The sequence below is a fragment of the Syntrophotaleaceae bacterium genome (assembly GCA_041390365.1).
GTDB lineage: Bacteria > Desulfobacterota > Desulfuromonadia > Desulfuromonadales > Syntrophotaleaceae > JAWKQB01.
The window spans coordinates 192,892-216,040 of the sequence record JAWKQB010000003.1; the positions used below are offsets into that span (position 1 = coordinate 192,892).

Annotated in this window: 19 protein-coding genes and 1 pseudogene; 3 read left to right on the top strand and 17 right to left on the bottom strand. The window is 51.5% G+C overall.

What is annotated here, in order from left to right:
- Positions 1 to 6: 6 nt before the first annotated feature.
- Complete coding sequence (locus tag R2940_13350; protein MEZ4600769.1) at positions 7 to 660, bottom strand: epoxyqueuosine reductase QueH; 654 nt, start codon at positions 658 to 660, stop codon at positions 7 to 9.
- 327 nt (positions 661 to 987) lie between these two features.
- Between R2940_13350 and R2940_13355 the strand changes: the two genes are divergently transcribed.
- Positions 988 to 4,110: a methylmalonyl-CoA mutase family protein gene (locus R2940_13355; GenBank protein MEZ4600770.1), complete on the top strand. Its 3,123-nt coding sequence runs from the start codon at positions 988 to 990 to the stop codon at positions 4,108 to 4,110.
- Between the two features lie 107 nt (positions 4,111 to 4,217).
- Positions 4,218 to 4,814 (top strand): DNA-3-methyladenine glycosylase I, encoded by a 597-nt coding sequence (locus tag R2940_13360; protein ID MEZ4600771.1) that lies wholly within the window; start codon positions 4,218 to 4,220, stop codon positions 4,812 to 4,814.
- Positions 4,815 to 4,845: 31 nt separating this feature from the next.
- On the opposite strand, the pseudogene R2940_13365 reads toward R2940_13360, so the two are convergent.
- The 10 genes and pseudogenes from R2940_13365 to R2940_13410 form a co-directional block, all read right to left on the bottom strand.
- Positions 4,846 to 5,124: pseudogene (locus R2940_13365) on the bottom strand (nucleotidyltransferase domain-containing protein).
- Between the two features lie 131 nt (positions 5,125 to 5,255).
- Entirely contained in the window at positions 5,256 to 5,879 is a 624-nt protein-coding gene (locus R2940_13370; GenBank protein ID MEZ4600772.1) for a formylmethanofuran dehydrogenase subunit E family protein, read from the bottom strand.
- A gap of 170 nt (positions 5,880 to 6,049) precedes the next feature.
- Positions 6,050 to 6,595: a dTDP-4-dehydrorhamnose 3,5-epimerase gene (rfbC, locus tag R2940_13375; protein ID MEZ4600773.1), complete on the bottom strand. Its 546-nt coding sequence runs from the start codon at positions 6,593 to 6,595 to the stop codon at positions 6,050 to 6,052.
- Entirely contained in the window at positions 6,592 to 7,473 is an 882-nt protein-coding gene (gene rfbA / locus R2940_13380) for a glucose-1-phosphate thymidylyltransferase RfbA (GenBank protein ID MEZ4600774.1), read from the bottom strand. The genes rfbC and rfbA overlap by 4 nt, the downstream gene beginning before the upstream one ends.
- Position 7,474: 1 nt before the next feature.
- On the bottom strand, positions 7,475 to 8,368 hold the full coding sequence (rfbD, locus tag R2940_13385) for a dTDP-4-dehydrorhamnose reductase (GenBank protein MEZ4600775.1): 894 nt from the start codon (positions 8,366 to 8,368) through the stop codon (positions 7,475 to 7,477).
- Between the two features lie 2 nt (positions 8,369 to 8,370).
- Complete coding sequence (gene rfbB, locus R2940_13390; GenBank protein MEZ4600776.1) at positions 8,371 to 9,429, bottom strand: dTDP-glucose 4,6-dehydratase; 1,059 nt, start codon at positions 9,427 to 9,429, stop codon at positions 8,371 to 8,373.
- Between the two features lie 291 nt (positions 9,430 to 9,720).
- Positions 9,721 to 10,848 carry a sulfate ABC transporter ATP-binding protein gene (locus R2940_13395; GenBank protein MEZ4600777.1) on the bottom strand — a complete coding sequence of 376 codons (1,128 nt, stop codon included), beginning with the start codon at positions 10,846 to 10,848 and terminating at the stop codon, positions 9,721 to 9,723.
- On the bottom strand, positions 10,839 to 11,723 hold the full coding sequence (cysW, locus tag R2940_13400) for a sulfate ABC transporter permease subunit CysW (protein ID MEZ4600778.1): 885 nt from the start codon (positions 11,721 to 11,723) through the stop codon (positions 10,839 to 10,841). Before cysW ends, R2940_13395 begins: the two co-directional genes overlap by 10 nt.
- An 11-nt stretch (positions 11,724 to 11,734) precedes the next feature.
- Complete coding sequence (gene cysT, locus R2940_13405; protein ID MEZ4600779.1) at positions 11,735 to 12,568, bottom strand: sulfate ABC transporter permease subunit CysT; 834 nt, start codon at positions 12,566 to 12,568, stop codon at positions 11,735 to 11,737.
- Positions 12,569 to 12,597: 29 nt separating this feature from the next.
- The gene (locus tag R2940_13410; GenBank protein ID MEZ4600780.1) at positions 12,598 to 13,620 is read right to left on the bottom strand and encodes a sulfate ABC transporter substrate-binding protein; all 1,023 of its coding nucleotides are present in this window, start codon (positions 13,618 to 13,620) and stop codon (positions 12,598 to 12,600) included.
- Between the two features lie 449 nt (positions 13,621 to 14,069).
- Between R2940_13410 and R2940_13415 the strand changes: the two genes are divergently transcribed.
- Positions 14,070 to 15,329: a sigma-54 dependent transcriptional regulator gene (locus R2940_13415; protein MEZ4600781.1), complete on the top strand. Its 1,260-nt coding sequence runs from the start codon at positions 14,070 to 14,072 to the stop codon at positions 15,327 to 15,329.
- 13 nt (positions 15,330 to 15,342) lie between these two features.
- On the opposite strand, the gene R2940_13420 is transcribed toward R2940_13415, so the two are convergent.
- The 6 genes from R2940_13420 to R2940_13445 form a co-directional block, all read right to left on the bottom strand.
- Entirely contained in the window at positions 15,343 to 17,097 is a 1,755-nt protein-coding gene (locus R2940_13420) for an SLC13 family permease (protein ID MEZ4600782.1), read from the bottom strand.
- Positions 17,098 to 17,118: 21 nt separating this feature from the next.
- On the bottom strand, positions 17,119 to 18,534 hold the full coding sequence (locus R2940_13425; protein ID MEZ4600783.1) for a sugar transferase: 1,416 nt from the start codon (positions 18,532 to 18,534) through the stop codon (positions 17,119 to 17,121).
- Positions 18,535 to 18,761: 227 nt separating this feature from the next.
- Positions 18,762 to 19,862, bottom strand: a complete 1,101-nt coding sequence (locus tag R2940_13430; protein MEZ4600784.1) for a glycosyltransferase family 4 protein — start codon at positions 19,860 to 19,862, stop codon at positions 18,762 to 18,764.
- 35 nt (positions 19,863 to 19,897) lie between these two features.
- Positions 19,898 to 20,848, bottom strand: a complete 951-nt coding sequence (locus tag R2940_13435) for a radical SAM protein (GenBank protein ID MEZ4600785.1) — start codon at positions 20,846 to 20,848, stop codon at positions 19,898 to 19,900.
- An 11-nt stretch (positions 20,849 to 20,859) separates the two neighbouring features.
- Positions 20,860 to 22,074 carry a glycosyltransferase family 4 protein gene (locus tag R2940_13440; protein MEZ4600786.1) on the bottom strand — a complete coding sequence of 405 codons (1,215 nt, stop codon included), beginning with the start codon at positions 22,072 to 22,074 and terminating at the stop codon, positions 20,860 to 20,862.
- 87 nt (positions 22,075 to 22,161) lie between these two features.
- Positions 22,162 to 23,148: a sulfotransferase gene (locus R2940_13445; GenBank protein ID MEZ4600787.1), complete on the bottom strand. Its 987-nt coding sequence runs from the start codon at positions 23,146 to 23,148 to the stop codon at positions 22,162 to 22,164.
- Between the last annotated feature and the right edge of the window lies 1 nt (position 23,149).

The window sequence follows — 23,149 nt, forward strand, 5'->3', positions numbered from 1 at the left end:
CTCACCTCACACCTCACGCTTTACAGACTGAATCAACTCCCGCCCCTTTTCCTCGCGCATACGGTTCGTCGCCGCCAGGCTGTAGAGGCAGCCGCAGTACTCCTGATGATAGAAGCCTTCCCGTCGCGACACCTCAATCATCCGCTCGATTCCTCCAGCCTTACGCCAGTTGATCTCCCAGTAATCGACCCCAGCCACCTGCTCCACGGCTTTCCGGCCGGAGGCGTTGACCTGGTCCAGATCCTTCCATCGGGAGATGCCGAGGGTGGTGGCGATCACGGGGATGCAGAGTCTTGCCGCCTCCCTGGCTATCTGATTCAGGCGAAAGGTGAAACAGGCCGTGCAGCGCAGCCCCCTCTCGGGCTCCTGCTCGAGACCGAAAACGCGTGAGAACCAGGGCGCCAGCCTGTAATCGGCGTCGATGAAGGGCACCCCCAGCTTCTCGGCGAAAGCCTGGTTCTCTTCCTTCCGTTTGAGATATTCCGTCTTCGGATGAATGTTGGGGTTGCAGAAAAAAACCGTCAACGCCAGTCCGGCTTCGACCAGTCTTTCCATGATCCCGCCCGAGCAGGGGGCGCAGCAGGAATGAAGTAAAACGGATCGGGCGCCGCCGGGTGGCATCAGTGGCGGAGCTGTTTTCCCGGAGGAACTGTTACTCATCACATTTGCCCTTCTGCAACCCGGTTTTTTGGGCTGCCGGTTGCGTCCGAACTAGTATACAACTCTTGAAAAAATAAAGACAAGTCCGTATTCCCAATCATTGTCGTTATCGTTGTCGTAATTATAGATCCCGAATAAATCACATCGATCACGACAACGACAACCGTTCCGCTACCGCGTCACTGACAACGAAAAGTGCCACCAACCAAAGCCGCCTCAGTTTGACCCCGACCCCGATAAATTCCTTCCTCTGGTATAATATAGAGATATCGGCACTTTAAGCAGCATGAACACCTGCTGCAACGATGGGGAGGAGGAGAGCTTTTCATGACCAACCGACCTTTCAGGATTCTGACAGCCGTAGCGGCCTTCGACGGCCATGACGCTTCGATACTGGCCCTGAATTCCGCACTGCTGGTCGCGGAGAGACCGGTTGAGGTGATCTACCTCGGCTATAACATGAGCAGCGAAAAGATTGCCATGGCCGCCCTGCAGGAGGGTGTGGACGCGGTGGCGGTCAGCTCCTACAACGGCGGACATATGGAATTTTTTCCTTACCTGCTGAAACGCCTGAGGGATTTGGGATTACCGGAAGTACCGGTCTTCGGAGGCGGCGGGGGCACGATTCTGGAGGAGGAAGCCGCCGCCCTCGAAGCCGAGGGAATCGCCCGCATTTACCGACCGGGCTGGCCGCTTGATACCATTGTCGCCGATCTCCTCGATCGACTCGACCAAGCCGCCCTGCGACGTCCCTGCTTAGATTCATCCGGCCGGGATTGGATCCCTTCCTTTCCTGTCGACCTCACTCGTTTACTCAGCCTGGTGGAACACCAGCGGGACATGCTTGCCTCCCTGAGCTGGAAAGGAGTCGACGGGGGAAATACCCGGGTTGTCGCTATTGCCGGCGACGGCGGCAGCGGCAAGAGCACCCTGATCGACGAGCTGACGCACCGTTTCCTCACCCATCTGCCGGACAAGCGGATCGCCATCCTTGCCAACGATCCCACCACCAGCAACGGCCGCACCGCCAGCGCCCTGCTCGCCGACCGGGTGCGGATGAATCATATCTACGACCCGCGGGTCTGGCTCCGCAGTGTCGCCACCGGCAGCCCCTACGCCCCCCTCAGCCCGGCCCTGCCCCAACTGCTCGCCGTACTGCGCGGCGGCGGTTTCGACCTGATCGTGGTGGAAACGCCTGGCACCGGCCAGACCGGGCTCGACCTGACCGCCCTGAGGGCCGACCTGCTGCTCTACGTGAAAACCCGGGAGTATGGCGGCGGCCTGCAGCTGCAAAAAGATCAGTTGCTGCGCGACGCCGATATGGTGGTGCTGAACAAGGCCGACCTGGAAGGAAGCGAGGCCGCCTATGGCGACCTCCGCGCCCTGCTGGAGGGCCGACGCGGGGAGGCGACGCTGTTCCCGGTAACCGCCAAGACGGCCCGTGATCCCGGCCTCGACCGGTTGTTCGCAGCGCTCTGCCGAAACCTGGACTGGCCGGAACCGGATGAGAAGAAAGCCGAGGATATTTTCTCCTATGCCAAGCAGAACGTGCTGGTGCCCCACCGACGGCGGGCCTATCTGGCGGAGATTGCAGAGCGGGTTCGGGCCTACGACCGTTGGACAGCCGAGCAGTTGCGTCTTGTGCGGGAGAACCCGGCCGCGTCGTCCCTTCTCGACCCGGCCAGCGCCAGACTTCTGGAGGAATGGCCCGAGCGATGGCGGGAGCTGTCCGCTCCGGCCCTCGACAGACTGCATGTGGATCCGGTGCTGGAAACCCCCAATGGTCTCCGCCTGCCGCGGGTGGCCCTGCCCGATCCCGCCGACAGGGCCGAAACCCTTCGGTTTCTTCTTGAAGAAGGGCTGCCCGGCCAGTTCCCCTTCGCCACCGGCATCTATCCTTACCGCACCCTTTCGGCCGGTCAGACCACCCGCCAGTTCGCGGGCCTGCGCGGACCGGAGGATACCAACCGCCGTTTGCACCTGCTCGCGCAGGGGGTGGCCCGCCCGCGCCTGTCTATCGCCTTCGATGGCATCACCCTCTACGGCGCCGACAGCGACGCCGACCCGGGCAGCATCGGCAAGATCGGCGAAGGCGGGGTGGCCATCGACACCTGGGAGGACATGAAGCTGGTGCTGAAAGATTTCCGCATCCCGGACATCAGCACCTCCATGACCATCAACGGCCCGGCGCCGATCATCCTCGCCATGTATTTCGTCGCCGCACAGGAGAGCGAATTGGAGCGGGTCGAGCGGGAGCAGGGAATCCGGTTGAGCGAGGAGGAGAGGAAGGAGCTCTGCCGGCAGACCGTGCAGGAGTTGCGGGGAACGGTGCAGGCCGACATCCTCAAGGAGGTGCAGGCCCAGAACGAAAGCATTTTTCAGCCCGACTTCGCCATAAAACTGCTCGGTGACGTGCAGGATTGGTTCATCGCCCATGGCGTGGACAAATTCTATTCGCTGAGCATCTCCGGTTATCATATCGGCGAGGCCGGCGCCACCCCGGTCCAAGAACTGGCCTTCACCCTCGCCAACGGCTTCACCTACATCGAAAATTTCCGCGCCCGGGGGATGGCGGTGAACGATTTCGCCCCCAACCTCTCCTTCTTCTTCAAGGTGTCCCACGAGGCCGAGTGGCTTGCCTACGGGGCCGTCTGCCGAAAGATCTGGGCCATCGCCCTGCGCGACCTCTACCAGGCTGACGAGCGCTCCCAGAAACTCAAGTTCCACACCCAGACCTCGGGACGGGCCCTGCAGGCCGAGGAATGGAGCACCCTCAATCCAATTCGCCTGACCTACCACGCCCTGTTGGGTCTGCTGGCCAACACCAACTCCCTGCACGTCGATTCCGCTGACGAACCGATGACCACCCCCGGAGAAAAATGGGTTCGTCAGGCGACCCTGATTCCCAACTACCTGCTGGAGGAAGCCGAAGGCTTCGTCATTCAGAATCTGCTGTCCGGCTCCTACGCCTTCCGCGCCCTGATGCGGGAGGTGCAGAAGCGGGTTCTCGAGGAATTCGACCGGATCGACCAGCTCGGTGGAGTCGGGCCCGCCACGGAAAGAGGCTATCAGCGCCGCTGCATCGCCGAAAGCAGCGCCCGCTACGAGCAGCAGCGGCGCCGAAGCAACAGACAACAGGAGCCGCCGCGGCGCCGGATCATCGGGTACAACGCCTATGAGCTGCCCGAAGGCCACCCGGCCAAGTATCCGCCCGTGGTCGAAGTCATCCGCCCCGGAGCGGAAGACTGGGAGCGGCAGCTCTTCCGGGTGCGGGACTTCAAGAATCGGCACGAGACAGATGCTCCACTCTATCTGGCTCGCCTGAAGCAGGTGGCGGCGGAAGGCGCCAACGTGTTCGGAGAACTGCTGGAGACGGTGCGCCACGCCACGCTAGGCCAGATCACGGCGGCCCTGGCCGAGGTGGGAGGGCATTTTCGGAAGATGGTGTAAGTTAAACAATATTCGAAAGGCGTAATGCGTGAGGCGTAAATGGTTGAATGAAAAAGCTTTTCATCAATTACGAATTATGCTTTACGAGTTACGACTTGAGGAGTGAAATGAAAACCAGATGCTCATGGTGCGGGAGCGATCCCCTTTACGTGGCCTACCATGATATCGAGTGGGGGGTTCCCCTGCACGACGACCAACGGCTTTTCGAGATGCTCATCCTGGACGGCGCGCAGGCAGGCTTGAGCTGGCTGACGCTCCTCAGGAAACGGGAGAATTACCGCAAGGCCTTTCACGACTTCGATTGTGAAAGAATGGCCGCCTACAACCGTGAGGACGTCGAACGCCTGCTCGCCGATCCCGGCATTGTCCGCAACCGCCTCAAGATTGAATCAGCCATCCGCAATGCCCGATCCGTGCTGGATATCAAAGAGAAGTACGGGAGTTTCGATTCCTTTCTCTGGCGCTACGTGGACGGCACTCCCCGCCAGAACGCCTGGACCTCGATCAAGGAAATCCCTGCCCGGACCGAGCAGTCGGACACCATGAGCCGGGACCTGAAACGCCTTGGCTTCAATTTCGTGGGATCGACAATCTGCTATGCCTTCATGCAAGCGGTCGGCATGGTGAACGATCACACCACCGACTGTTTTCGCTACCGGGAAATCAGGGAAGCGGCAGGGCAGAAAATTAACCACCCAGAGTAAGACTGGTCCGGCCTCAGAAGCGGCCAGCCGACTAGGCCGCCTGCAGGATTTCCCCCTCTCGTCTCGCCACCTCGATAATGGCACTGGAATCATCCTCCAGCCATTGCCGGGAGCCGCAGGGAATCGGTTCGATGCGGCTGTCGATACGGGCAGTAAGACGCCATAGGAGATTAATTGCGCTTCGGTCCTGCATGGAATCGAATTGAGGAGAGATCACCAGAAGATCGATGTCGCTCCACTGATGGGCCATTCCCTTGGCCTGTGAGCCAAATACGACAGCAAATTCGACCTCGATGCCAGCTTCCTTTACAGCAGCGAGATATCTCTGGACTGTACCTCACCAGCTTGGACATTGAAGTTTTCATCGCTGGAAAGAAAAATGCCCTTTCCTTGTGAGAAGAGTCGCCTTAACGCCCTGGGCCAGGGCCGACTTGCGGTTGTCTAAGCGGCAGGCTCCGGAAGGTATTGTTTCCAGTCGAAGTTGTCCAGAGGAGTCACTTCGAAAATTTCCGTTTCCGGGGCCGTAAAAATATAGCGGCTGAGACAGTGGGCATAGGTCCAGAAGGTTTCAACCAAAGAGGGATCCTGGTTTTTTTTAATCATCAGATCCAGAAAATCCTGAGGCAAAGGATACCTGCAGGTAAGCTTGACCGCCTTGCCGCTGGCCTGACTGACAAATATGAAGGAAAATCTTTCCAGCTTCTCATCGAAAACCAGGTCTCCGTTGAAAATGTTGCGGGCATCCTTTCCGTAACGCACTCCCGTGATGAAGGTCACCGGATCGGCCGGGCAGGCTGAATGGCTGCCTACTACGAACAGATCTCCGCGGGTTGGAATTTCCCCCGGATACAACCTGGAAAAGGCGATCTGGCAGGCCCGATAACCGAAGGCCAATCCCGGACCGACCTCGCCATAATATTTTTCCATATCTGCGACGGTCAGCGTCAAAAAACGGTCCATGCTGCACTTGTAGCTCGTCTGGTCTCCGGTGCATCTTTCCTTCCACCCGGCATCCACTTTTCCAGGTAGACGAATAGTGATGGTGGGCATATCGGACCAGTCCACCGGCTCCGCCCGGACAAATCCTGCAAGACATGAGATGGAACAGAAGAGTATCGAAATACTCAGACAACAGGCCAGTCTTATCGAAGGAAATATCCTTGCCCCCCTGCCTGAATACCCTCTGCTATCTGTCGTCCTATAAATCATTGGGTCCTCCCTGATGAGAAGTCGGATTAAAAAAATACTTCCGATGATTTTAAAAATAAACCCCGTGCATCCTTGCTGGAAAGCTTGGGTTCATTGCCTAACGGCCATTTGATTCCGATATCAGGATCATTCCAGATAATGCAACGCTCATGCTCCGGGGCATAGTAATCTGTTGCTTTATAGAAAAACTCTGCGACATCCGAGAGAACGAGGAATCCATGGGCAAAGCCCTCCGGAATCCACAACTGCCGCTTGTTTTCTGCGGACAAGATAACCCCTGTCCACTGCCCGAAGGTCGGGCTGGATTTTCGGATATCGACCGCAACATCAAACACCTCTCCCAAGACACAGCGAACCAGTTTTCCCTGAGCCTGTTTTATCTGGTAGTGCAGTCCGCGCAATACCCCCCTTGTTGAGCGTGAGTGGTTATCCTGAACAAAAGAAGCTTGCACACCGGTAGCTTCCTCCCACTGCCGCTGGTTAAAGCTCTCGAAAAAATAGCCCCTGTCATCACCAAAAACCTTGGGCTCGATGATGTAAACCGCCGGTATGGCCGCTTGAATGACCTTCATTGCAAACTGTCCCTCAATACCATTTCCAGATAATTCCTATATCCGGATTCAGGGGTCTCGGCGATGACTTTTTCAAAACCGGCTTTATCCACAAAACCCCTGTGAAAGGCAATCTCCTCGAGACAAGCAATTTTGAGACCCTGGCGGACCTCCAGGGTACCTATGAAGTGGCTTGCCTCCAACAGGCTTTCGTGAGTCCCGGTATCGAGCCAGGCAATGCCGCGGCCGAGCTTCTCCACCCGCAGTTCGCCGCGCCGCAGGTACTCCAGATTGACATCGGTGATTTCCAACTCCCCCCTGGCCGACGCCTTGAGATTCCCGGCGATCTCTACAACCTTCGAATCATAGAGGTACAAACCCGGAACAGCATAGTGTGATTTCGGGGCTGACGGTTTTTCCTCGATGGACAGTACCTTGCCGGTCTTATCGAACTCGACCACGCCATATCTGCCGGGATTCTGCACCGGATATCCAAAAACCTGGCCTCCGCTTTTGAAATCACGGACGATAGCGTCGAGTCCCATTTTTCCATAGAAGATGTTATCCCCGAGGATCAGACAGACCGGATCGCCATTGATGAATTCCGCACCCACCAAAAAAGCCTGGGCTATCCCCTTGGGCTCCGGCTGGACCGCATACTGCAAACGGATGCCGAACCGGTCGCCGTTACCGAGCAGCGCTGCAAAACGAGGTGTATCCTGAGGTGTGGAAATGATCAGTATTTCGTCGATTCCCGCCAGCATGAGCGTCGCCAGGGGGTAGTAGATCATCGGTTTGTCGTAAACGGGCTGAAGCTGCTTGCTGGCGATCAACGTCAATGGGTACAGCCGACTCCCGGCACCTCCGGCGAGCACGATCCCTTTGCGAATCCCTGCCATCCTACTTCCTCTCCTTGCGAAAATAAAAGGCCAAGCTCTCCCGCCAATGGGGGACGGGAGCCCCTGTCGCTTTACGATATTTGTCAGTGGACAGAACCGAGTATTGAGGCCGCTTGGCAGGCAAGGCATATTCCGCAGAGTCTATGGGAACAACCCGTCGGGCTATAATCGGCTCACCGGCGGCCCGGGCTTCTTCCAGAATGGTTTTGGCAAAGCCGTGCCAGGAGCAGGTCCCCTCATTGGAAAAATGATAGGTTCCGTAGGAGGCATTGTCGCCGTCGGCCGGGAGTTCAAGCAGGTTAAAAATAGCACGGGCCAAATCGCGGGTTGCCGTGGGAGTCCCCTGCTGATCCGCGACCACTCGAAGCTCTTCACGTGCCTTGCCCAGTCGGACCATCGTTTCGACGAAATTCCTTCCACCGGGCCCGTAGAGCCAGCCGGTACGAACGATGAAGTACTTTTCCAGGCCGGAGTTAAAGACTCCTTCTTCTCCGGCGAGCTTACTTCTGCCATAAACGGAAAGCGGCCCCGGTAAATCTGACTCCCGGTAAGGAATATCCTTCTCTCCGGAAAAGACGTAATCGGATGATACGTGCACGAGGGTTGACCCTGTTTCGCCTGCTGCCAAAGCCAGGTTTTTGGGCCCCTCCCCATTCACTGCCATGGCCGTTTCAGCCTGCGCCTCGCATTCATCCACCCGGGTGTAGGAGGCGCAGTTGATAACGATATCGGGCCGCAGATCCCGCAGAACCCTGAATACCAGTCCGGCGTCGGTAATGTCGATTTCGGGGCGGGAGAGCACATGCACCTGATAAGCTGCCGGTGCAGCTTTCAAAACGGCCTGAGCCAACATGCCGCGGCCGCCGACAAGGGCTATTTTCGCAGGATGTCGCATCTTCAGAGAGCCGCGAACAGTTGTTCGGAATTGGGCCCACAGGATCCGTTTAGAATCGCTTTGTACCATGACCGGTTGTCCAAATACCACTTCACGGTCATGCGAAGACCTTCATCGAAGGTTACAGAGGGTTCCCATCCCAGTTCACTTTTGATGCGGCCGGCATCGATCGCGTAACGTCGATCGTGCCCGAACCTGTCCTCGACAAAACGGATCAAATCCTGACGGCGTTTTCCTGAGGGAAGGGGTCCCGCCATTTCATCGATCAGATCACAAATACGTCGTACCACCTCGATGTTCAGCTTTTCACAATCCCCGCCGATATTATAGGTCCGCCCGATCATCCCTCTCTTCAGAACAGTCAACAGGGCTTCGCAGTGATCCCCGACAAACAACCAATCCCGTATATTCCCGCCATCCCCGTACACAGGCAACTCTTTACCATGCGAGGCGTTGTTGATCATCAGGGGAATGAGTTTTTCGGGGAATTGATAAGGACCATAGTTGTTGGAGCAGTTGGTAATAAGCACCGGCAGATCATAGGTATGGTGATAGGCTCTGACCAGGTGATCGGATGAAGCCTTGCTGGCTGAGTAGGGGGAGCGGGGGTCATAGGGGGTAAGTTCGGAAAACAACCCGGCTTCACCGAGGGAGCCGTAAACCTCGTCGGTTGAAACATGAAGAAAACGGCATTTCTCTCCCTTGCCCGACCATGCCTTGCGTGCTGCTTCCAGCAAAGTGAAGGTCCCCACGACATTGGTTTGGATAAAGGCGGCGGGGCTGGAGATACTGCGGTCGACATGGGATTCGGCGGCAAAATGGACCACCGTGTTTATTCCCTCATCGCAAAAAATTTTGTCGACCAGTTCTGCATCGCAAATGTCGCCGTTATAAAAACAATAGCGGGGATCAGACGCTACATCGGTAAGATTATGCGCGTTCCCGGCATAAGTGAGTTTATCCAGGTTGATGATTTGCGCTTCTGGGAAAGCTGCAAGCGTTAAGCGAATAAAGTTGGACCCGATGAAACCGCATCCTCCAGTGACAAGGATTTTTTCCACGATTTGCTCCCATCGCATTCAAGAACATACAGCCGCTCTCTTAACCCCCCCATTACCTCGCGCATTATAATCGGAGTCGGCGCAATGGGAAAGGTTAATGGGCTGCAACAACGGCTCTTCGCCAAATCCTGCCATTATTGCAGGGGCAAATCTGAATAAAAACGGCCGCAGAAAGACGGGGGCCGATCAGGCCCAAACCGAAGGTCCCGCAATATTTCCCATATAGGCCCCCATGTGCAGAGCATGCCTGTGTAATCGAGCTAGGTCAAGAACCTTGAGGCTCGACCAGTCTCAATTGCTTCCCTGACTTACAGATCTGAGTATCTTATTTTGAATGGCAGGGAGGTTGAAGGAAATTCCCCCTGCGCTCCCTGCCGAATCTTCATCTCGTTCGAAAATTCGGATCCGGACCGGTCTGAAAAAAACCGTTTCCCCCATCTGCAAACCCAATCGAAGATACTCCTCACGAGGCAAATCGACCTTCACAATATCTCCGTTATCGATCCGCCGTAACTCGAGGCGTGGCAAGGGGCCGGCGCCCTGCACAAATTGAACAAGAGCCTTGATATCCGAACAGCTCTCGACGCGTCGTCCGACCTGTATATCCCCCGGCCGCACATATCCAATAACCGGCTTTCTTTGTTCGGTCCCAAATGCGATGGCTCGTCCATCTTCCACTTGCCGGCAATCAAACAGGTTAACATTGCCCAAAAACCTGAAAACAAAAGGATTAGCCGGTTTTTCATAGACTTCTTCTGGAGTCCCGACCTGCTCTATCCGACCCTGATTCATGACCACGACTCGATCGGCCACCTCCAGGGCCTCTTCCTGATCATGGGTAACGAAAACGCTTGTCACATGGATCTCATCATGAAGTCTCCGCAACCAGTGGCGCAATTCCTGTCGCACTTTGGCATCCAGAGCTCCGAAAGGCTCATCGAGAAGCAAGACTTTGGGTTCGGTGGCGAGAGCGCGCGCCAATGCCACCCGCTGTCGCTGTCCTCCTGAGAGGTGAGCAGGATAATGATCTGCCAGATTCTCCAACTGGATCAGCTGCAGCAACTCGTTGACCCTTTTGTGTATGCGCGCCTTTTCCAGTCTTTCCCGTTTCGGTTTTACAGTCAGGCCGAAAGCGATGTTGTCAAATACAGTCATATGGCGAAACAGGGCATAATGCTGAAACACGAATCCCACCTGCCGGTCACGCACATGGCGGCGCGTCGCCTCTTGTCCGGAAAAAAGAATGCAGCCACTGTCGGGCCTCTCCAGTCCCGCAATGACACGTAATAAGGTCGTTTTTCCTGAACCCGACGGGCCAAGCAGAGCAACAAGCTCTCCGGATACAACCTGCAGGTCAACCTGATCCAAAGCTTTAAAAGAACCGAAGTTTTTGGATATTTTTTCTATTTTTATCCCCATGGATCAATTCTCCCCGATGTGTGTTCTGTTTGCTGGCGAACCTTGTGATCGAGAAGTGTTTTGGCGGCCAGGGTGAACAGAGCCAAAATAGCCAGTAGAGAGGCAACGGCAAAGGCAGCGACAAAGTTGTACTCGTTGTAGAGGATTTCCACGTGCAGTGGAACAGTATTGGTCAAACCCCGTATATGACCGGAAACAACCGACACCGCTCCAAACTCGCCCATCGCGCGCGCATTGCACAAGATCACCCCGTAAAGAACTCCCCAGATGATATTGGGCAGCGTTATTCTGAAAAAGACCGTCCAGCCGCCGGCACCTAGGACAATTGCAGCTTCCTCCTCTTCATTTCCTTGAGCTTGCATCAACGGAACCAGTTCGCGTGCGACAAAAGGGAAGGTCACGAAGAGCGTCGCCAAAATGATGCCTGGAACGGCAAAGACGATCTTCAAATCATGGGCAGCCAGCCAAGGGCCCAACCACCCCTGCAATCCAAAAAGGAGTGCATAGATCATCCCTGAAATCACCGGAGAAACGGAAAATGGCAAATCAATCAAGGTATTCAACAAACTCTTTCCGCGAAATTCAAATTTGGCGATTGCCCAGGAAGCAGCAATCCCGAAAACAAGATTCAGTGGAACGCTGATGGCCGCCGTGAACAGGGTCAAGCGTACTGCCGCCAGAGCATCAGGCTCAGTTATCGCGGTCCAGTAAACCGACAAACCTTTCTCAAGGGCCTGGACAAAAACGGCTGCCAGAGGTACGACAAGAAACAGGCAGAGAAAGCCAAGTGCCAGCATCGTCAAGAGCCACCTGATTCCCACATTCTCGGTTAACACATCAGGTGAAGGATGGGATACTGTCGAATGAATAGGCATACAAATCTCCTTCAGCCCCCACACCTGCGCCGGCTGTACCATTGAATCAGATTGATACACAGCAGAATCAAGAATGAGGAGGTGAGCATGACGGTGGCAATAGCGGAGGCACCGGCATAGTCGTATTGCTCGAGCTTGGTTATTATCAGCAAAGGCATGATTTCAGAAATCATCGGCACATTTCCGGCGATAAAGATAACCGACCCGTACTCACCGATCGCCCGGGCATAGGCGAGGGCGAACCCGCTCAGTAGCGCCGGTGCGATAGACGGCCAGATGATCCGGGAGAAGGTCTGCCAGCGGTTGGCACCCAAACAGGCGGCAGCTTCCTCCAACTCCGGTTCCAGATCCTCCAGCACTGGCTGCACGGTACGTACTACGAAAGGCAACCCGATAAATGTCAAAGCGATCACGATTCCAAGAGGCGTATAGGCCACCTTCAAGCCCAAGGGTTCCAAAAAACGCCCTATCCAGCCATGGGAGGAATAAAGACCTGCCAATGTTATGCCCGCAACCGCTGTAGGAAGAGCAAAGGGAAGATCTACGAGCGCATCCACCACGCGCTTCCCGGGCAGAGGGTAGCGAACTAAAACCCAAGCGACCAGTAATCCGAAAAAGGCATTTAGCAGAGCTGCTAAAAATGCGGCGCCAAAAGTCAGGCGAAAGGAAGCCAACACTCTTGCAGAACTTGCGGTTGCCCAAAATTCACCCCAGGTCAGATGAACCGTTTTCAGCAAGAGACCGGAAAGTGGCAGCAGGACAATCAAGGTCAGGTATAAAAGCGTAAATCCCATGGTCACTCCAAAACCTGGAATTACACTATGTTTTCTTTTAAAAAAACTCATAACAGTATTTCCAATACAGTACGTTTACTTTACAAGGCTGCGCCATAAATCTGATCGAACACCCCACCATCATCGAAATGTAACTTCTGAGCTGCCTGCCATCCATTGAACAATTCATCGATTGTAAACAAATCAACTTTCGGGAATCTCTGTAGATCATGGACATCTGCATGCTGCGGCAAGGCCGGTCGATAATAGTGCCTGGCAGCAAGTTTTTGCCCAACGGGACTGAAAAGGTAGTCCAGATACGCCTTGGCTACCTCTTTTGTACCATGCTTGGCAACCACCTTATCCATGAGCGCCACCGGCGGTTCCGCCAGAATTGAGACACTGGGAACAATAATCTCGAACTTGTCCGGCCCCAGTTCGTTAACCGCAAGGAAGGCTTCATTCTCCCAGGCCAAAAGCACATCGCCCATGCCTCGCCTGACAAATGTCGTCGTGGCTCCGCGGGCACCGGAATCAAGGATTGGCACATTGCGGTATAACCGTGTGACGAACGCCCTGGCATTCTTTTCATCATTCTTGTATTTTTTCAGGGCATACCCCCAGGCAGCCAGATAATTCCATCGAGCACCGCCGGATGTTTTCGGGTTCGGCGTAATGACCGAAACGCCTGGTCTGACCAGATCATTCCAATCCACGATTTTTTTGGGATTGCCCTTGCGTACCAGAAATACGATGGTCGAGGTGTATGGAGAGCTGTTGTGGGGAAGACGTTTTTGCCAATCTGAAGGCAGGAACCCGGTCTTTTTGGCAATGGCATCAATATCATATGCAAGGGCCAGCGTTACGACATCGGCTTCCAATCCATCGATAACCGCCCGGGCCTGCTTTCCGGCCCCCCCATGTGACTGGCGAACGGTAACGATGTTTCCGGTTTTTTCCTTCCAATACTGAGCGAAAGCGACGTTATATTCCTGATAAAGTTCCCGCGTTGGGTCATAGGATACATTGAGGAGTTTTATTTCCTCCGCCCAACCTGCGTGGCTCAAATACAGTCCAAAAATCAATGCAAACGCGAAAATTCCGAACCAATTCCTGCTTTTCATATCATGTCTCCTGAATAGTGGTGGCAATCCAACAAAAGCAGCAACCATACCAAAACCTAAATCACTGTTTTATTTAAGATTTTGAAAAAAAATGATTTTCCCTATCATATATGATAGAATTTTTCGCCATATATGACTGGAGGTCTTGAAATATGACGAAAGAGCAGCAAAAATTTTTTATCACGCTCTGGAAAAAAGTCGCCAGACATGCATCCCTGGAGTCATTACTGGATTTTTCCGGTGAATTTTTTGAGAATTCCGGGTTTCAGCTGCAACTGCATCTGTATGAAACAGATTTGGCCCGGAGGCAAATAGGCCTGCTTGCCAGACGTACCAACAGGCCCACTACACCGGAACCGGTCTGGAGTGATCAAAGCTTTCAATGCTTCACCGGAAATTTCACTAACGGAAGGTCTATCCATGGCCTGGCAGCGGACGCTCCGATCCTGATGCAGGGTTTACTTTTCAGACCGCCACTGGGGGAATTCTGGATCGGGCCCCTTTCCGGACAGGAATATCCACCGGGCCTACTGCTGGTTACCGCCCACGCTCTTCCCAAACCGGTCCTGAAAACCTGTGAACAGCTCGCCGAAGCATTCGGTGTGGCTTTTCAAAACCACCGGCAATGGCAGGAACTGAAAAAACTGCGGGAGGCCGCCGAGGCAGATCGGCAGAAACTTTTGTTTCGACTTGACAGACAGGATATCAGCGATTCAATCGTAGGCTCCGAAACCGGGTTAAGGACCGTCATGGAGCGTGTCGGGCAGGTCAGCCAGGCCGATGTCCCTGTGCTGCTGTTGGGCGAAACCGGGTCGGGCAAAGAAGTCGTGGCTCGAGCCGTACACACGCTTTCGCCGCGCAAGGAAGGGCCTTTCATTCGGGTAAATTGCGGGGCCATCCCTCCGCAACTTATCGATTCACAACTGTTCGGGCATGAACGAGGCAGCTTTACCGGCGCTCACAGTTCACAAAAAGGATGGTTTGAGCGGGCCGACGGAGGCACCCTTTTTCTGGATGAAATCGCTGAGTTGCCCCTTCCCGCCCAGGTTCGTCTGCTGCGCATTCTGCAGGATGGCACTTTTGAAAGGGTCGGTGGGCAAAAATCCATCAAAACAGACCTTCGAATCGTCGCCGCAACTCATCGCGATTTACGAGAAATGGTTCGGCAGGGAAGCTTCCGGGAGGATCTTTGGTACCGCATCGCCGTTTTTGTTATTCCCATCCCGCCTTTGCGCGAACGTAGAGAGGATATCCCTGCCCTTGCCACTCATTTTGCGCTCGGTGCCGCCAAGAGACTCGGGGCCCCGCCACTTATCCCGACCAGTGAAGACATGCAGTACCTCATGAACTACCCCTGGCCTGGAAACATCCGTGAACTTGCAGCTGTGATTGAAAGGGCAGCCATCCTGGGCAATGGCAGCTGTCTAAAAATAAGACAAGCTTTAGGCAGTGAATTTTGCCCTCACCTGGAGGATCCCTTCGCCACGACCCAACCGACAGTTCATACAGCGAAAATCGAAACACTCGACCAGGCGATGGCCAGACATATCAAAACCGCCCTGCAGAAGACGGCAGGTCGCATCGACGGGCCCAGCGGTGCGGCCGGATTGTTGTCTATCAACCCCAGTACATTGAGAGCGCGAATGCGAAAACTAGGTATTGCAGGGAAGAATAACAGACAGGCAGGTCAGCGGCAGGAAGAATTTTGAAAGAATGATGGTTTTAAAATTTCCAGATCAGTGGAATGATGCCAATGGCGACGGCCATGAACAATAGGTTTAAGGGAATGCCTACCCGCAGAAAATCCTTGAAGCGATAGCCCCCAGGACCATAGACCATCAGATTGGTCTGGTATCCGATGGGGGTGGAGAAGCTGGCAGATGCCCCTATGGCGACGGCAATCACAAAAGGCATCGGGTCAAATCCAGACTGACCGGCTGCAGCTATTGCAATGGGGAATACCAGGGCTGCGGCCGCGTTGTTGGTGATCAACTCCGTCATCAGCGAAGTGGCCAAATAGATGGCAGCCAGCAATCCAATGGGTCCAAAGTCTTTTACGCTGCTGATAATCCAATCAGCAAGCAGGGAAGCTGAACCTGTTTTTTCCAGGGCTCGACTGATCCCCAATGCGGCGGCAATGACAATCAAGACATTAAGTTCTATGGAGCGCCGCGCCTCCACGACCGTGATGCTGCGGGTAAGCAACAAAACAATGGCAGCAAGAATTGCGGCCTGCAGAATGTCCAGAAAACCAAAGGCGGCAAGAGCGACCATGCCAAACAGAGACCCCAAGGAGATCATCGTTTTTTTCCGGTTTAACACCGGCATGTCGGAAACCTTGCTCACCATATAAAATTCGCGCGAGTGTTTCCAACGCTTGAAAAAGTCGTCGCCGGCCAGCAGAAGCAGGGTATCGCCAGGCTTGAGTTCCAAAAGCCCCAGACCGGCTTGAAGACGATGGCCATGGCGATGCACTGCGAGAACCGCTGCGTCGTAGCGGGCACGAAAATTCCCCTCCTTCAAGGTTTTCCCCAACATGGGTGATGATCGGGAAACAACTGCCTCCAGTACTCGCACCCGCCCGGATTTTACAAGACCGAGATTAATTGGTTCCTCACCACGCGACAACCCTGCCACCTGCTGCAAACGCATGGCCGCCTCAGCATTCCCGGAAAAAAAGAGGGTATCGCCTTCCTTCAATATCTCCTCCGGCCTCACCGGTGCCAGAGTCTCCCCATTTCTCACGATTTCCGCCAGATAGGCCTGGACGAGGTGACGCAGACCGGCTGCTTCAATCGTTCTGCCCGCCAGAGAACTGCCCTCTGGAACATGCATTTCGATCAGATATTCCCGACCGGCTCTTTGGAAGTCTTCTCCGAGATCCGTATTATCGGGCAACAGCCGATAGCCAAAGAATAAAATGAAGGCCGTTCCGGCGAGTGCGCAGGGGATCCCGATCCAGGTCAATTCAAACATGGATAAGGACCTTCCCAATGACTGCTGCAGCATGCCGTTGACAACCAGATTGGTTGAGGTTCCAATCAGCGTGCTCATTCCGCCGAAAATCGATGCGTATGAAAGCGGTATCAGAAATTTTGAAGGAGCCAGCCGATTGCGTATGGCCCAATCTCGAATCGTTGGAGTGAACATGGCAACGATAGGAGTGTTGTTGAGAAAGGCCGAAGCACCGATAACCGGTACCATCATTCTCAGAAGGGACTTTCGTCCATTGCGGCTCTTCCCCATAACCCGGTCCGCAAAAAATTCGAGCAAACCAGAGGACTGGGCTGCATATGCAACAATGAACAAAATGCCGACGGTCAACACTCCGCTGTTCGAAAAACCGCTGAGAGCTTCCTGAGGAGTCAAAACACCTGTGAGCAGCAACACGCCGAGAGCGGAGAAAACTATGACATCCGGGGCAAGGATTTCCCGGATTAACGCAAGAAGCATGAGGCCGACCACAACGAGGGTCACGATTGCATCAAATGACACAGCTTAACAACTCCCCTCCCGGGCAAAAACCACCGCTACGGTCTTGAAGAGAATTCTGAGATCCAGCCAGATAGTCCATTCATCGATGTACTTCAGATCGAGGCGGACGATCTCATCAAAATCATCGATCCGGTTGCGGCCGCTGACCTGCCACATGCCGGTGATCCCAGGACGGATGCTGATGCGTCTCCGGTGCCAGTTCTCGTACTGGGCCACTTCGCCAGGCGTGGGAGGCCGGGTTCCCACCAGACTCATTTCCCCTTTGAGGACGTTCCAGAACTGGGGCAGCTCATCGAGACTGGTCTTTCGCAGAAAATGACCCACCGGGGTGATACGGGGATCGTTCTTGATCTTGAAGATCGCCCCCTTCATTTCGTTTTGTGCCATCAGCTCCTTTTTTCGCTCCTCGGCGTCGATATACATGGAACGGAACTTCCAGCATTTAAATGTCCGTCCGGAAATCCCGACCCGCTCTTGACCAAAAAAAACGGGACCGGGATCACTTCTTTTTATGGCATAGGCGATAAAAGGGAAAAGCAGAGCCGTTATGGTCAGTCCAGCAAGCGCACCCACGATATCGAAAACGCGCTTGGCCAGAAGCTGCCCGGCATCAAAGGATTTGGAGTGAAATGTCAGGATAGGCAACTCGTTGTGAAAAAAACTGAGCTCTCGCCGAGAACGATAGACCTCGAAAAAATCGAGAACCATTCGTACGGTGATCCCTAATTCCTCCAGGTCCTTCAGGTATTCATCGGCATTGACAAGATGATCCTTCGGGAGACAAAAAATAACTTCATCCACAGGATGCTGCTTGCAGATCTCCGTCAGGTCTCGAACATGCCCGAGCACCCGATGACCGCTGATCTCCTCAGGAAAGGATCCATCGAAAACCTGGATAAAACCAAGAATTTTAAGACCGTATTCGGAATGGTCCTCGACCAGCTCGTGAAAACGTATTGCTTTTTCACGGGTCCCGACGATCAGCAGGTTACGGTAATTGTAGCCGCGCCGCCGCAGACACATCAACCCGTTACGCAGGAGTATCTTCTCTAAGGCGAGAAGCAGGAAAGAGTTACCGAGGAAGATGAGATAAAGACCGCGGCTGAATCCAAAATTATCAGTAAAATAGATAATGGAGGCCACCAAAGCTCCGCCTATCAAATGGATGTTGAACAGACGGTAGGTCAATTCAAAGCTTGAAATTCTGCGAACGGAAGAGTAAAAGCCGGCCCTGATCAGAAGAAAGAACCAGACCGGCATGACGACAAGCATGATCCAAAGGTAACCGTGCGCCGGGCGTGAAAGCCCACCCTGGAGTTGGTCCCGAATGAGATAGGCGACGAAAAAGGCGGCAAGCAGAAGAATGGCATCGACCAGGATAACCAGTTTGCGAATGAGTTTTGCTTGCTGTTTGAGCATTATGTTACCTCAGAGACCAATTAAGAATAAGACAAAAGGGGCTCTTTACCATCTCCTGTCATTTTGCCCCAACAATGCAGTGCAGTTGAAACTTATTATTATGTATTGCCGAAACTTGCCGGGTTACCATCAGAGAGAGTGATTAAAAAAAACGCCGTACTACCGATGACGGCTATAAAATTGGTTTACCTGTCATCAGGGGTGAGTTATCCGAGGATATTATTGCATCAAGCGGCGGATTGAATATCGCAGTAAACAATTTCAGTCTTTTCGGCAATGACATCCCAGTTGTTATGATTCGCCACAAAATCCCTACTTCCCCTTTTTTCAAAAGAGCCATCTAGGAAATGACAAATTTTTTCGCGGAGAGCAGCGACGTTCCCTACAGGAAACCTCTCTTCTTCCAAAGATAGTTCACAATTTGCTGGAATATCGCTGGTCAAAATGGGTAGGTCATAACTCATAGCCTCAAGAAGCGCGATTGGCAGTCCTTCATGATAGGAGGGAAGAACGAAAAGACCAGCATTGGAATAGATCTCGCCAAGTTCACTGCCTTTGATAAAGCCAGTCAAAACCACCCTCTTATCCCGCAGAGCCATTATTTTCAGCTCTTGGCTGTATTCATCCTCGTGGTCGGCATCACCAGCTATCACCAATTTCCAATCCGTATCTATTTTTTTAAACGCATTCAATAGGTCATGAAAGCCCTTTTCAGGGACAAATCTGCCTACTGTCAAAAGGTATTTTCCAGATAAAAGGTGGTATTTTTCTAGATACTCACCTGGGTTTAATATTTCAGGGAGGGGAACCCCATTAGGAATGTAAACTCCCTCTCGATGATACATCCTATTAATGCTTTGCCGAATATTTTGAGAAACGGTTATGACAGCGTTGCTAAAGCGGCACCCGACTTGTTCACCCATTCTAAGAGCAAATTTTGCTATCCTGCCCCATTTTTTACGATCGTAATCGGGTCCGTGGTGCGTCATGACAACTTTAAGACCAAGAATCTTCGCGAGAAACACCATCAAAGATGGACCGATCGCATGAATATGAACCAGGTCAAATTCCTTCCGGCGAAGGCTGATAATAAGAAGTCCGTAGGCGGTATGAAAAATAGCCTCAAGGCTCTTCTTTCTGGGAGCCCAGAGAGGGAAGACCCGAACACCCCGGTATTCGTAGGGTTCCGATTGGACGTATCCTTTTCTGGCAAAAAGGGTAACTTGATGACCTTTTATTACCAAACGGGGGTAAAGTTCCTGGCAGTGCCTCTCAACTCCACCCATAACTTCAGGTATGCCGCGTAAACCCAGAACGGCAATTTTCATTGTTCCCTCCAATAACTGAATGGAATAAAATTTTTTCAGAGTGCGAGTTTCTGACGCAGTATCCATTTAATAGGCGTCAGGACATTTTTTTTCATTGCCGGCGAGACACTTCCAATCATCCAACATTGTTTCTGACAATTTTTTACGACATCCCTTACCCGCTGTGCTTGCTCACTGGTCCAGATCTCAGAAAAAGATTGTTTTTTCAAATCACCCATGGACATCTCTTGATCGAGGCCATTGCAAGGCATAATTTTTCCGAAAGGGTCGAGAAAAAACATGTCTGTGCCTACCTCGCAGGGGAGAAAACGTTTGCCACCTCGTACATAATTTGCCATGCCATGATTGAAATAAGCCCGAAACCAATTTTTGACTTTCCATGTCTTCAAAAGCTCACATGAAATTTTTTCGAACTCACCAGCTATCATCTCACAGTCGTTGAATCCATTGTCATGTTTATGAAAATAGTAGGAGTTATGTGTAGAGGCTGTAGCAAATTCAAGCCCCATTGCATCAGCAAGGCGATAGAGGTCGATCATGTCCTTTGCATTAACATCCGAGACGGTGATACCGAACCCGAGGTCTTTCAGCCCGATTGCGCGTAGCCCCAAAAGAGATCTCAAGCCATGATCAAAACCGTTAGGAATCCCACGGAGTTTATCATTGGCAGCAGGCAAACCTTCAATAGAAACACGGAATCCGAGATCGGGATGCCTTTTGCCTAATTGGATCATTTTTTCAGTAAAATATCCGTTGGAAGAGATGACAACCCGGGCAGCCTTTTTTAAAGCTATAGCAACGATATCCTCCAAATCTTCCCTTATAAAAGGCTCACCGCCCGTAATGTTAATAAATTTCAGACCATTCGGCAGCTTCTGGACAATATCGGGAGAAATTTCATCTTCTGGCCTTGAAGGAAATTGCCAGGTGTTGCACATATGACATTGGGCATTACAACGGTAAGTAACGATGATACAAGCTTCCACAGAATTTCTCCTCATTTTTGGACGGCTTTATAGACCTCCATCAGCCGCTCATAGTGCAAATCGGGATTGAATTTAAGCTGCACTTTCCGTCGGCCTGCTTTTCCCATTAACTCCCGCTTGGTTGCATCCATTGATAGCTCACGAATTCTCAGTGCTAGCTGTTCAGCGTTCCCAGCTTCAAATGTCAATCCATCTTCACCATCTTCAATTAATTCTGGGATACCACCAATGTTGGCACCAATGACAGGTTTTGCCATAGAGAACGATTCGAGAACTGACATAGGACAGTTCTCATACCACTCGGAGGGGATTACAACAAAGGCTGCCTCCCCAATCAATTTTTTCAACTCTTCCCCGCTTTTAAATCCAAGAAATTTAACGTTTAATAAATTAAGCTCTGCTGCTTTCTTCTTTAACGCCTCTTCCTGTGGACCAGTCCCGATAAATAAAAATGGTAAATCGGGATTCAATTTTAAAGCCTGTAGCAAAGTCATGCATCCCTTCTCTTCTGAGAGCCGACCGAAATATAAACCATAACCATAATCTTGCCCGACAGGTTGATAAAAAGATGCATCAATATAATTTGGAACATATGAAATTTGTCTAGGCTCAAAGCCAAATTCAATCATTTTATCTCGATAAAATCGGCTAACAGCAATGTACTGATCAACACCCTGATAATAGCCCATTGCATAATGAAAATACATTTCGATGGTATTAATTAGACTATTAAATAAAGATCCTTTTGAACACTTATGCAAAAGACAATTATAAAACTTGCGATCCTTACAACGCTCACAAATTGATTGCTTTACGAGCATTTTATAATTTGGACAAATAGGTTTTAGGTCGTGAAGTGTTAAAATAAGGGGAATGCCCTTGTTTTTTAAAGGCCCAAAGATGGAAGGAGAAATCTGGTGTTGAAAAATATGTAAATGCGCTATATCAAAATTTTTCTTTTCTAAGAGATTTTTGATTTTACTCACTGCTTCAAAAGAGTAAATAATTTTTGTAGCTAAAGAAAATTTCGCAAAAAAATCATTTTTTTCATAATCAATATTTTCGATAAAAAACCTTTCAAATTCAGATGGAACATTATTTAGATGCTTCATGGAGAAAGGCACAACATCATGGCGATTACGCTCTAGTAACTCTTTTTCGCCAAAGAAAACAACTTCGCTCCCGCCTTTACGCCAAAAAAATTTATTTATTAATAAAATGCGCATATTAACTTTTTTACACCTTTATGCTTCTCTATAAAACATTAATACTTGACCATTGTTCCGGAATTTCAATAACGGACAAAATGTGACTTATTTCCCACCAGCGGCATTTGTTTTTAAACCGAGAAGGGCACATATGCGAAGCATAGTTGCAATTCGGAAAACTTCGAAAAGACGCACGGGAAATCCATAAATCAAAGACAGATATGATTTAACTGTTTCAAAAGCATTAACTCTTTTGGAGGAAACTTCATAGTTCAAACTTTTTAACAAGTCGCCGGAAATACATTCGAACTGCAAAATTTCCTTTTCAGACATTTTGCTCTTCCACTTACCAGAGGACGAAGGGCTGATGGGTTTGAAAATCAGGTCTGAGTGATGAGTTCCAATAAAATCATGACTTGTTTTCCAAAAATTAAGCATTTCCTCCTCATATTTGAGGCCTAAAAAGGAACAGACTTTTTGCAAAATTTCATTTGGCGAAACAAGAACATCCTCAAATCGGATTTCCATGGATTGGCCTGGGGGGAATTTAGCTAATGATTTCCTTGCTTTTAAAACTTTATGTTTCCATTCTAGTGCAGCAACAGAAATGTTTTTCCGACCGGCCATTTTTCGCCGGCTCAAATAAACGTCTCGTCCATCCCTTATAATATGAATAAATTTCGCCTTTGGAAATATCTTAGAAAGTTGCTCAATTTTCCTAAAAAAACTAGGCGTTTTATCTCCCCAATATAATTTTCCTGTGGATCTAGCAAATTCATGATAAAGCGAAGAGAAAAGAAAATCCAAAGGACATTCTTTTTTATCGAAAAGTTCTTTCAGTATTTTTTCATGGTCTATATTCCATTCCACAAGTTGCGAGTTTTTTTTAAGATAAGTCAAAAATTTCTTTAGTTTAGTTCCCTTCAAGGGGTCTGAACATATAAGTGTTTTGGTTTTTAACAAAGGCATCCAGAAAGTTCCCTCCTCTGGGATCGCCACCTGTGAATGAGCATTTAGTAAAAGACGAAATAATGTTGTACCTGATCTTTGAGATCCGATAATGAAAAAAGGTTCCATTTTTTCTTTCACCATT

What these genes read in the sequence shown, in the direction of transcription:
- rfbA (MEZ4600774.1), bottom strand. Translation starts at nt 7,473, where the DNA reads ATGGCAGGGATTCGCAAAGGGATCGTGCTCGCCGGAGGTGCCGGGAGT.
- rfbD (MEZ4600775.1), bottom strand. Translation starts at nt 8,368, where the DNA reads ATGCGACATCCTGCGAAAATAGCCCTTGTCGGCGGCCGCGGCATGTTG.
- R2940_13360 (MEZ4600771.1), top strand. Translation starts at nt 4,218, where the DNA reads ATGAAAACCAGATGCTCATGGTGCGGGAGCGATCCCCTTTACGTGGCC.
- R2940_13410 (MEZ4600780.1), bottom strand. Translation starts at nt 13,620, where the DNA reads ATGAAAAGCAGGAATTGGTTCGGAATTTTCGCGTTTGCATTGATTTTT.
- R2940_13355 (MEZ4600770.1), top strand. Translation starts at nt 988, where the DNA reads ATGACCAACCGACCTTTCAGGATTCTGACAGCCGTAGCGGCCTTCGAC.
- R2940_13430 (MEZ4600784.1), bottom strand. Translation starts at nt 19,862, where the DNA reads ATGAAAATTGCCGTTCTGGGTTTACGCGGCATACCTGAAGTTATGGGT.
- R2940_13445 (MEZ4600787.1), bottom strand. Translation starts at nt 23,148, where the DNA reads ATGGTGAAAGAAAAAATGGAACCTTTTTTCATTATCGGATCTCAAAGA.
- R2940_13440 (MEZ4600786.1), bottom strand. Translation starts at nt 22,074, where the DNA reads ATGCGCATTTTATTAATAAATAAATTTTTTTGGCGTAAAGGCGGGAGC.
- R2940_13425 (MEZ4600783.1), bottom strand. Translation starts at nt 18,534, where the DNA reads ATGCTCAAACAGCAAGCAAAACTCATTCGCAAACTGGTTATCCTGGTC.
- rfbC (MEZ4600773.1), bottom strand. Translation starts at nt 6,595, where the DNA reads ATGAAGGTCATTCAAGCGGCCATACCGGCGGTTTACATCATCGAGCCC.
- cysW (MEZ4600778.1), bottom strand. Translation starts at nt 11,723, where the DNA reads ATGCCTATTCATTCGACAGTATCCCATCCTTCACCTGATGTGTTAACC.
- cysT (MEZ4600779.1), bottom strand. Translation starts at nt 12,568, where the DNA reads ATGAGTTTTTTTAAAAGAAAACATAGTGTAATTCCAGGTTTTGGAGTG.
- R2940_13395 (MEZ4600777.1), bottom strand. Translation starts at nt 10,848, where the DNA reads ATGGGGATAAAAATAGAAAAAATATCCAAAAACTTCGGTTCTTTTAAA.
- R2940_13415 (MEZ4600781.1), top strand. Translation starts at nt 14,070, where the DNA reads ATGCAGGGTTTACTTTTCAGACCGCCACTGGGGGAATTCTGGATCGGG.
- R2940_13350 (MEZ4600769.1), bottom strand. Translation starts at nt 660, where the DNA reads ATGAGTAACAGTTCCTCCGGGAAAACAGCTCCGCCACTGATGCCACCC.